The sequence below is a fragment of the Ralstonia pickettii genome (assembly GCF_000607165.1).
Lineage (GTDB): Bacteria > Pseudomonadota > Gammaproteobacteria > Burkholderiales > Burkholderiaceae > Ralstonia > Ralstonia holmesii.
Map to the genome: position 1 here is coordinate 1 of NZ_JFZG01000007.1, position 9,543 is coordinate 9,543.

Annotated in this window: 10 protein-coding genes; all 10 read left to right on the forward strand. The window is 65.5% G+C overall.

From position 1 onward, the window contains the following. Positions 1-101 precede the first annotated feature (101 nt). The 10 genes from BG83_RS0111420 to bioB all read left to right on the forward strand — a co-directional run bounded on the left by BG83_RS0111420 (position 102) and on the right by bioB (position 9,517). Entirely contained in the window at positions 102-1,283 is a 1,182-nt protein-coding gene (locus BG83_RS0111420) for an acetyl-CoA C-acetyltransferase (RefSeq protein ID WP_024976840.1), read from the forward strand. 9 nt (positions 1,284-1,292) lie between these two features. Next, the gene (locus BG83_RS0111425) at positions 1,293-2,015 is read left to right on the forward strand and encodes an SDR family oxidoreductase (RefSeq protein WP_024976841.1); all 723 of its coding nucleotides are present in this window, start codon (positions 1,293-1,295) and stop codon (positions 2,013-2,015) included. Positions 2,016-2,025: 10 nt separating this feature from the next. Beyond that, a complete protein-coding gene (locus tag BG83_RS0111430) occupies positions 2,026-3,156 on the forward strand; it encodes an acyl-CoA dehydrogenase family protein (RefSeq protein WP_024976842.1) in 1,131 nt (376 codons plus the stop codon). Between the two features lie 40 nt (positions 3,157-3,196). Beyond that, positions 3,197-3,802, forward strand: a complete 606-nt coding sequence (locus tag BG83_RS0111435) for a 2-hydroxychromene-2-carboxylate isomerase (RefSeq protein ID WP_024976843.1) — start codon at positions 3,197-3,199, stop codon at positions 3,800-3,802. 63 nt (positions 3,803-3,865) lie between these two features. Beyond that, the gene (locus BG83_RS0111440) at positions 3,866-4,555 is read left to right on the forward strand and encodes an HAD family hydrolase (RefSeq protein ID WP_024976844.1); all 690 of its coding nucleotides are present in this window, start codon (positions 3,866-3,868) and stop codon (positions 4,553-4,555) included. After that, entirely contained in the window at positions 4,555-4,995 is a 441-nt protein-coding gene (locus BG83_RS0111445; protein ID WP_024976845.1) for a YchJ family protein, read from the forward strand. The genes BG83_RS0111440 and BG83_RS0111445 overlap by 1 nt, the downstream gene beginning before the upstream one ends. Positions 4,996-5,023: 28 nt before the next feature. After that, complete coding sequence (locus BG83_RS0111450; RefSeq protein ID WP_024976846.1) at positions 5,024-6,631, forward strand: carboxyl transferase domain-containing protein; 1,608 nt, start codon at positions 5,024-5,026, stop codon at positions 6,629-6,631. A gap of 30 nt (positions 6,632-6,661) precedes the next feature. Next, positions 6,662-7,600: a dienelactone hydrolase family protein gene (locus BG83_RS0111455; protein WP_024976847.1), complete on the forward strand. Its 939-nt coding sequence runs from the start codon at positions 6,662-6,664 to the stop codon at positions 7,598-7,600. Continuing rightward, positions 7,597-8,391, forward strand: a complete 795-nt coding sequence (locus tag BG83_RS0111460; protein WP_024976848.1) for an enoyl-CoA hydratase/isomerase family protein — start codon at positions 7,597-7,599, stop codon at positions 8,389-8,391. Before BG83_RS0111455 ends, BG83_RS0111460 begins: the two co-directional genes overlap by 4 nt. 43 nt (positions 8,392-8,434) lie before the next feature. Further along, positions 8,435-9,517: a biotin synthase BioB gene (gene bioB, locus BG83_RS0111465; protein WP_024976849.1), complete on the forward strand. Its 1,083-nt coding sequence runs from the start codon at positions 8,435-8,437 to the stop codon at positions 9,515-9,517. Positions 9,518-9,543 lie beyond the last annotated feature (26 nt).

The window sequence follows — 9,543 nt, forward strand, 5'->3', positions numbered from 1 at the left end:
GGGGTGAACCACCAACAACAACCCCCAGAAGCGAGAGACACACAACCCCTGCACCACAAGTGCAGAACTTGTCCCAAGCACAGTTCCAGGAGATTGCAGCAATGTCCGACCGCATCGTCATCGCCTCCGCCGCCCGCACCCCGATGGGCGCCTTCCAGGGCGAACTCGCCAGCCTCACCGCTCCGCAACTCGGCGCTGCCGCCATTCGTGCGGCAGTCGAGCGAGCGGGCTTGAAACCGGAACAGATTGAAGAAGTCATCATGGGCTGCGTCCTGCCTGCGGGCCAGGGGCAAGCGCCGGCACGTCAGGCCGCATTGGGCGCGGGCCTGCCGCTGTCAGTCGGCTGCACCACGGTCAACAAGATGTGCGGTTCGGGCATGCGCGCCGCGATGAACGCGTACGACGCGCTGCTGGCAGGGTCGCTGGATGTTGTGGTTGCGGGCGGCATGGAAAGCATGACCAACGCGCCGTACCTGATCCCGAAAGGCCGCGGCGGTTATCGCATCGGCCACGGCATGATCTACGACCACATGATGCTCGACGGCCTGGAAGATGCCTACGACAAGGGGCGGGCCATGGGCACCTTCGGCGAGGACTGCGCCGAGAAATACGGCTTCACGCGCGAGGCCCAGGACCACTTCGCGATGACGTCCGTGCGCCGCGCGCAAGAGGCTACCGAATCCGGCGCGTTCCGCTGGGAGATCACACCCGTCACCGTGTCGAGCAAAGCTGGCGACACCGTCATCGACACCGATGAAGGCCCGCGCCGCATCAAGGTCGACAAGATCCCCTCGCTCAAACCCGCGTTCAAGAAAGATGGCACGGTGACGGCCGCGTCGTCTTCGTCGATCAACGATGGCGCGGCTGCGCTGGTGATGATGCGCGAGTCGACTGCCAAGCAACTCGGCATCACGCCGCTCGCTGTGATGCTGGGCCACACCACGCACGCGCAAGCGCCAGGCTGGTTCACCACGGCACCGGTTACGGCCATCGACAAGCTGTTCAAGAAACTCGGCTGGAACTCGGGCAACGTTGACCTGTTCGAGATCAACGAGGCGTTTGCCGTGGTGCCGATGGCCGCCATGCACGACCTGCACATCCCGCACGAAAAGGTGAACGTGAACGGCGGCGCGTGTGCGCTGGGCCATCCGATCGGCGCGTCAGGTGCGCGCTTGATCGCGACGCTGCTGGGCGCGCTGCAACACCGCGGCGGCAAGCGCGGTGTGGCAAGCCTGTGCATCGGCGGTGGTGAAGCCACGGCTGTCGGCATCGAACTCTACTAAGGCACGCGCATGACGAACGCAACGTCCCGCCGCACGCGCACCGCGCTCATCCTGGGTGCGTCGCGCGGCATCGGCCTGGAAACGGTCAAGCAATACCGTGCGGATGGCTGGCGCGTGATTGCCACCGTGCGCACGCAAGAAGCAGCGCAGGCGCTGCAGGCATTGGGTGCGGAAACGCACGTGCTTGATCTGACCGACGCCAACGCCGTTGCCGGCCTGGCATGGAAGCTCGACGGCGAAGCACTGGACGTGGCGATCTACGTGGCGGGCATCTACGGCCCGCGCACGCAGGGCGCCACGCCCGTCAGCCAGGCGGATTTCGATGCCGTGATGCACACCAATGTGTGGGCGCCGATGGGCGTGCTGCCCGTGGTGCTGCCGATGGTGGAAGCCGGGCATCATGGTGCGGGTGGCGCGGACGAAGCGGGCGGCGTGCTCGCCGTGATCTCCAGCCGCATGGGCAGCATTGGGGACATGACAGGCAACGGAGGCTGGCTGTATCGCGCCAGCAAGGCGGCGGTGAATGCCGTGCTGCGCGGGGTGTCGATCGACGCCAAGAACGCCACGTGCCTGACCTTCCACCCGGGCTGGGTACAGACCGACATGGGCGGCGCGGGCGCGGCCATCACGCCGCAGGAGAGCGTGGCCGGTATCCGCCGCGTCATTGCCGGTGCCACGCGCGCCGACAACGGCGGGTTCCGCAACTACGACGGCAGCGTCATTGAATGGTGAGGCCGGAGCGATGCTGCTGACCCAAGAGCAAGAGATGATTCGCGACGCCATCCGCACCTTCGTGCGCGAGGCGATCGTGCCGCACGCAGCCGCATGGGACCGTGAAGCGACGTTCCCGAAAGACGTGCACCGTCAATTGGGCGAGCTGGGCGCCTATGGCGTGGCCGTGCCGGAAGAACTGGGCGGCGCGGGGCTCGACTATCTTTCGCTGGCGTTGATCCTGGAAGAAATTGCTGCCGGCGACGGTGGCACCTCCACCGTCATCAGCGTGAACAACTGCCCCGTGTGCAGCATGCTGATGGCGTTTGCAAATGACGCGCAGAAGCAGCGGTGGCTCGTGCCGCTGGCGCGCGGCGAGATGCTGGGCGCGTTCTGCCTGACCGAGCCGCATGTCGGCTCCGATGCATCGGCGCTGCGCACCACGGCCGTGCGAGATGGCGACCACTGGGTTTTGAACGGCGTGAAGCAGTTCATCACCAGCGGCAAGCATGCCGACGTGGCGATCGTCATGGCCGTGACCGACAAGGCAGCAGGCAAGCGCGGCATCAGCGCGTTCCTGGTGCCGACCAACACGCCCGGCTACATCGTCGCGCGGCTGGAAGACAAGCTCGGCCAGCACTCGTCCGACACGGCGCAGATCGTGTTCGAAGATTGCCGCATCCCCGCCGATTGCCTGCTGGGCGACGAAGGCGCGGGCTACAAGATGGCGCTGTCGGGGCTGGAAGGCGGGCGCATCGGCATTGCCGCGCAGAGCGTGGGCATGGCGCGTGCGGCTTTTGAAGCAGCGCTGGCGTATGCCAAGGAGCGCGAGAGCTTCGGCCAGCCGCTGTTCGCGCATCAGGCCGTGCAGTTTCGCCTGGCCGAGATGGCCACACGCGTGGATGTGGCACGACAGATGGTCTGGCATGCCGCCAGCCTGAAAGACGCCGGGCGGCCGTGCCTGAAAGAGGCGGCCATGGCCAAGCTCAACGCCAGCGAGATGGCCGAGCGCGTCTGCTCCGATGCCATTCAGGTCTTCGGCGGTTACGGCTACGTCAGCGACTTCCCAGTGGAGCGTATCTACCGCGACGTGCGCGTGTGCCAGATCTACGAAGGCACGAGCGACATCCAGAAGATCTTGATCGCCCGCGCTCTGGCGTAGGCATTTTCGGGGAAGGCGCAGCACAACAGGGGAGCACATCATGAACGGGGCCATCGATTTCTACTTCGACTTCTCATCGCCGTACGGCTACTTCGCCAGCACGCGCGTGGAAGAGCTCGCCCAGCGGTACAACCGGGCGACAGCATGGCACCCGATCCTGCTGGGGGTGGTCTTCAAAACTACCGGCGGCTCCCCGCTGCCGCAGGTGCCGCTCAAGGGCGATTACGCATGGCGCGATTTCGAGCGCACTGCACGCTTCAACGGCATCGAATACCGCAAGCCGACGCACTTCCCACTGCCCACGCAATACGCGGCGCGCGCCACGCTGTGGGTACATGACCACCACGGCGGCGACCGCGCCATCGACTTTGCGCGTGCGCTCTACCGCGCGCTGTTCGTGGACGACATCAACATCGGCGAACCGGCAGAGGTCATGAAGATTGCCGACGCCATGGGCATCGACGGTGCCGCGCTCAACGCCGGCGCAAGCAGCCAGCAGATCAAGGATCAGCTCAAGGCCGAGATCGACCTGGCCATGTCGCGCGGCGTGTTCGGCTCGCCCTACGTGATCGTCGACGGCGAAGCGTTCTGGGGCTTCGACCGATTTGACCAGATTGAAGCGTTGCTGCGCCACGGACGCATATAAAACGAATTCCAAAACAGCGGCCGATGTACGAGCCGCCGCTGACGAACCCTCTACGAAGAGAGCATGACTGCAGTGAATTCCTCTGTTTCGAACCACCCGCACTTTGACGCGATCCTCTTCGATTGCGACGGCGTGCTGGTCGACAGCGAACCCCTCGTCAACCGCCTGATCTGGCAGATGCTGACCGAGCTTGGCATCAACATCAGCCCGGAAGATTCCATCGAGCGCTTCCTGGGCAAGGCCATCCGCGAAGAACTGGATGCGATTGCCGAGATGCGCGGCGCACCGCTGCCGCCGAACTGGCTGTCCACCTTCCACGCTCGCCGCAACGCGCTGCTCGAAGCCGAGGTGGAAGCCGTGCCGCATATCGCGCACGCCATTGATGTGCTCTCCAGGCTGGGCCTGCCGATGGCGGTCGCCTCGGGCGCCGATCGCACGAAAGTTGAATTGCAGCTCAACCGCACCGGTCTGATCGAGCACTTCCAGCCCACGCACGTGCGCATCTTCTCGGCGACCGAAGTCGAGCGCAGCAAGCCCGCGCCCGATGTGTATCTGCTGGCCGCCAGCAGCCTCGGGGTCTCGCCGTCGCGTTGTCTGGTGATCGAAGACAGCCCCACGGGTGTCACCGCCGGGCACGCTGCCGGCATGACGGTGCTCGCGTACGCCGGCCGCAATGCGCCGGGCCCGCTGATCGCCGCTGGCGCCACCCGCACGTTCACCGACATGCGTGAACTGCCGGAGTTGCTGGGCTGATGCCTGTCGCACAAACCAGGCCCATCGGCCCGGCCGACGCTTGCCCTTGCGGCAACAGCGCTTACGCACGCTGCTGCGGACCTTTCCACGCGGGCGACGCCGTGCCGGCTACGGCCGAGCAGCTCATGCGCTCGCGCTACAGCGCCTACGTGCTGGGCGACACGGCGTATCTGCGCCGCACGTGGCATCCGTCCACCTGCCCTGCCGACCTGGAAACCAGCGAAGCAGACGCCACCGCCACGCGCTGGCTTGGCTTGGACGTCAAGCGCCACACGCCGCAAGACGCCACGCATGCCACGGTGGAATTCGTCGCGCGCTACAAGGTGGGCGGCCGCGCGCATCGCCTGCATGAAACCAGCCGCTTCGTCCGCCTGGACGCCAGCGGCATTGAATCCGCCGAAGGCCGTTGGCTGTACGTCGACGGCACCTTCCCTGACTGAACCGCACCGACCTTCTTGCACTGCTGCCATGCCGACGCTAGAGACCAAGCTGAACCCCCGCGCTGAAGACTTCAAGGCCAACGCCGATGCCATGCGCGCGCTCGTCGCCGACTTGCGCGACAAGGTTGCACGCATCGCCCAGGGCGGCGGTGAAGACGCCCGCGCCAAGCACCTCGCCCGCGGCAAGCTGCTGCCCCGCGACCGCGTGCAGCAACTGCTCGACCCAGGCACGCCGTTCCTGGAGTTCTCGCAATTGGCGGCGTATGGCATGTACGACGACGCCGCGCCGGGCGCCGGCATCATCACCGGCATCGGCCGCATCTCAGGGCAGGAATGCGTGATCGTCTGCAACGACGCCACCGTCAAGGGCGGCACGTATTACCCGATGACGGTGAAGAAGCATCTGCGTGCGCAGGAGATTGCCGAGCAGAACCACCTGCCCTGCGTCTACCTGGTCGATTCGGGCGGCGCCAACCTGCCGAACCAAGACGACGTGTTTCCTGATCGCGATCACTTCGGTCGCATCTTCTACAACCAGGCCAACCTGTCGTCGAAGGGCATTCCGCAGATTGCAGTGGTGATGGGCTCGTGCACCGCCGGCGGCGCCTATGTGCCGGCCATGAGCGACGAATCGATCATCGTGAAGGAACAAGGGACGATCTTCCTGGCGGGCCCGCCGCTGGTGAAGGCCGCCACGGGCGAGGTGGTGAGCGCCGAAGACCTCGGCGGCGCCGATGTGCACACACGCCTGTCGGGCGTGGCGGATTACTTCGCCAACAACGATGCGCACGCGCTGGCCCAGGCCCGCAGCATCGTCGCGCACCTGAACCGCCGCAAGCCAGATCAAGTGCAGATTCACGCGCCCATCGAGCCGCGCTACGCCGCCGAAGAGCTCTACGGCGTCATCCCGACCGACACGCGCAAGCCGTTCGACGTGCGCGAAGTCATTGCCCGCATCGTCGACGATTCTGCGTTTGACGAATTCAAGGCACGCTACGGCACGACGCTGGTCTGCGGCTTTGCGCGCATCTGGGGCTACCCGGTCGGCATCATCGCCAACAACGGCATCCTGTTCTCGGAAGCGGCGCTCAAGGGCGCGCACTTCATCGAGCTGTGCTGCCAGCGCAAGATTCCGCTGGTGTTCCTGCAGAACATCACCGGCTTCATGGTCGGCCGCAAGTACGAGAACGAAGGCATCGCCAAGAACGGGGCGAAGATGGTGACGGCGGTGGCCACGGCGCAGGTGCCGAAGTTCACGGTCATCATCGGCGGCTCGTTTGGCGCGGGTAACTACGGCATGTGCGGGCGCGCGTATTCGCCGCGCTTCCTGTGGATGTGGCCGAACGCGCGCATCTCCGTGATGGGCGGCGAACAGGCCGCAAGCGTGCTCGCCACCGTGCGCCGCGACGGCATCGAAGCCAAGGGCGGCCAATGGAGCGCGGATGAAGAAGCCGCCTTCAAGGCACCGATCCGCGATCAGTACGAGCGCCAGGGCCATCCGTACTACGCCAGCGCGCGCCTGTGGGACGACGGCGTGATCGACCCCGCCGACACGCGCAGCGTGCTGGGCCTCGGGCTGTCGGCCAGCCTGAACGCGCCGATCGGCGATATGAACTTCGGCGTGTTCCGCATGTAAGCGGGCCGTCCATCGACCAGGGAATTTGCAGTGAACAGCATCACCGCGCGAACGTGGCGCAGCGTCTGGGCAGCCGTTGGCTGCGCGCTGCTGCTTGCGACCGCGCTTGCGAGCGAGACCGCGCCGTCCGGCGTCAGCGAGACCATCGTGGAGGTGCCCAAGTCTGCGGGCATCTTCACCCTCAAGCTGGAGACGACCGTCTACAAGCCGGCCGGCGACGGCCCGTTCCCGCTCATCGTGCTCAACCATGGCAAGGCGCGCGGCAAGGCAGCATTCCAAGCGCGTGCCCGTTACAGCGAGCAGGCCGCGGCACTGGTCGCACGCGGCTACGTGGTGGCCATTCCGATGCGGCAGGGGTTTTCCAAATCCGGCGGCGCGTATATCGGCAGCGGTTGCAACGTCGAAGCCAACGGCATCATCCAGGCCGAAGACGTGGTGGCCGCGCTCGACTACATGACCGCGCAGCCGTACGTGGACCGCAACCGCATCGTCGTCATGGGCCAGTCGCATGGCGGCCTGACCACGCTGGCCTTCGGCACCATCGCCTACCCCGGCGTGCGTGGGCTGGTGAACTTTGCCGGCGGCCTGCGCAACGACACCTGCGTCGACTGGGAAGGCAACCTCGTGCGCGCCTTCGAGACGTACGGCCGCCAGTCACGCTACCCATCGCTCTGGTTTTACGGCGACAACGACAGCTACTGGCCCAAGCCGATGCCCGACAGAATGTTCGCCGCCTACACCAGTGGCGGCGGCAAAGGCCGGCTGGTGGATTTCGGCAACTTCAAGAGCGACTCGCACGGCATGTTTGCAAGCCATGCAGGGCTTGCCATCTGGCTGCCGCAGGTGGATGCCTTCCTGCGCGAACTCGGCCTGCCCGCAGGCCCGCTGCAAGCGGTGGCACCGGGCAGCAACGCTGAAGCCTCCGGCGCAGACGACCCCAAGTCCGACACCAACAAGGACCCCGAATGAACGCTTTCGAGACCCTCGCCTTCGCGCAGCACGGCGCCGTCGCCACGCTCACGCTGAACCGGCCCGACGTGCGCAACGCCTTCAACGAAACTGTCATCGCCGAGCTGACCGGCGCGTTCCGCGCGCTGGCCAATGAGCCCAGCGTGCGCGCCATCGTCCTGTCGGGCAACGGCCCTGCGTTCTGCGCGGGCGCCGACCTGAACTGGATGAAGAAGATGGCCGGCTATTCGGACGATGAGAACCGTGCCGATGCCCTGCGTCTGGCCGAAATGCTGCGCGCCATCTACACCTGCCCCAAGCCAGTCATTGCGCGCGTGCAGGGTGACACGTATGCCGGCGGCGTCGGCCTGGTTGCTGCATGCGACATTGTCGTTGCCGTTGACACAGCCAACTTCTGCCTGTCGGAAGCGAAGCTCGGTTTGATTCCGGCCACCATCAGCCCGTACGTGATCCGCGCTCTGGGCGAGCAGGCGTCGCGCCGCTACTTCATCACCGCAGAACGCTTTTCGGCTGCCGAAGCGCATCGCCTCGGCCTCGTGCATGAGCTGGTGAACGCAGATGCGCTCGACGCCAAGGTGGCTGACATCACCGCTGCGCTCGTCGCCAACAGCCCGAACGCCGTGCGTGAGAGCAAGCGCCTCGTGCGCGAGGTGTCTGGCGCCGCGGTCAATGACGCACTGCTGGCCGATACCGCTGAGCGCATCGCCGCCATTCGCGCTTCGGAAGAAGGCCGCGAAGGCGTGCAAAGTTTCCTGGGCAAGCGCAAGCCGAACTGGCTGCTGCCGGCCTGATCCGCATAACAACGAAACCACGCATCACTTGAAGGAAGTCCTCATGCAATCCACTCCGCTCAACTTCGTTCCGAACGCCGCCAAGACGCCCGTCACACCGGGCCAGGCGCCCGACGCGCGCTGGAGCCGCGAAGCCATCGAAGCGCTGTTCGCGCTGCCGTTCAACGACCTGCTGTTCCAGGCACAGCAGGTGCACCGTGCCAACTTTGATGCGAATGCGGTGCAGCTCTCGACGCTGCTGTCCATCAAGACCGGCGGCTGCCCCGAAGATTGCTCGTACTGCCCGCAATCGGCCCGCTACGACACGGGTGTCGAGGCGGAAAAGCTGATGCCGATCGACGCCGTGCTCGAAGCCGCATCGCGCGCCAAGCAGAACGGCGCAAGCCGCTTCTGCATGGGCGCAGCGTGGCGCAACCCGAAACCGCATCAACTCGATGCCGTGGCCGACATGGTGCGCGGCGTGAAGGCGATGGGGCTGGAAACGTGCGTGACGCTGGGCATGCTCAAGCAGGAACAGGCCGCGCAACTGAAGGACGCGGGCCTGGATTACTACAACCACAACCTCGATACCGCGCCCGAGTTCTACGGCGAGATCATCACGACGCGCACGTACCAGGACCGGCTCGACACGCTGGAGCATGTGCGTGATGCCGGTATCAACGTGTGCTGCGGCGGCATCGTCGGGCTGGGGGAATCGGTGCACGAGCGTGCTGGCCTCATCGCCGAGCTGGCGAACATGGAACCGTATCCGGACTCGGTGCCCATCAACAACCTTGTGAAGGTGGAAGGCACGCCGCTGGCCGGCAACGAAGAACTGGACCCGTTCGATTTCGTACGCACGATTGCGGTGGCGCGCATCACGATGCCCAAGGCGATGGTGCGGCTGTCCGCTGGCCGCGAGGCGATGGACGATGCCTTGCAGGCGCTGTGCTTCATGGCGGGCGCCAACTCGATCTTCTATGGCGAGAAGCTGCTGACGACTGACAACCCGGAGGCGGATGCGGATCGGAAGCTGCTGGCGCGGTTGGGGATGCGGGTGGACGTGCAGGATCACATGCATCAGGGTGCGGAGGCTTCGCACTCGCATTCTTCGCATTGTCATATCGACATTACGCCGGCGGACTGAGGCTTTGGTTTTGGGGATGGTTTTCT

Bases quoted from the DNA above. Each gene is read 5' to 3' on its own strand.
- BG83_RS0111420 (WP_024976840.1), top strand. From the start codon at position 102: ATGTCCGACCGCATCGTCATCGCCTCCGCCGCCCGCACCCCGATGGGC.
- BG83_RS0111425 (WP_024976841.1), top strand. From the start codon at position 1,293: ATGACGAACGCAACGTCCCGCCGCACGCGCACCGCGCTCATCCTGGGT.
- BG83_RS0111430 (WP_024976842.1), top strand. From the start codon at position 2,026: ATGCTGCTGACCCAAGAGCAAGAGATGATTCGCGACGCCATCCGCACC.
- BG83_RS0111435 (WP_024976843.1), top strand. From the start codon at position 3,197: ATGAACGGGGCCATCGATTTCTACTTCGACTTCTCATCGCCGTACGGC.
- BG83_RS0111440 (WP_024976844.1), top strand. From the start codon at position 3,866: ATGACTGCAGTGAATTCCTCTGTTTCGAACCACCCGCACTTTGACGCG.
- BG83_RS0111445 (WP_024976845.1), top strand. From the start codon at position 4,555: ATGCCTGTCGCACAAACCAGGCCCATCGGCCCGGCCGACGCTTGCCCT.
- BG83_RS0111450 (WP_024976846.1), top strand. From the start codon at position 5,024: ATGCCGACGCTAGAGACCAAGCTGAACCCCCGCGCTGAAGACTTCAAG.
- BG83_RS0111460 (WP_024976848.1), top strand. From the start codon at position 7,597: ATGAACGCTTTCGAGACCCTCGCCTTCGCGCAGCACGGCGCCGTCGCC.
- bioB (WP_024976849.1), top strand. From the start codon at position 8,435: ATGCAATCCACTCCGCTCAACTTCGTTCCGAACGCCGCCAAGACGCCC.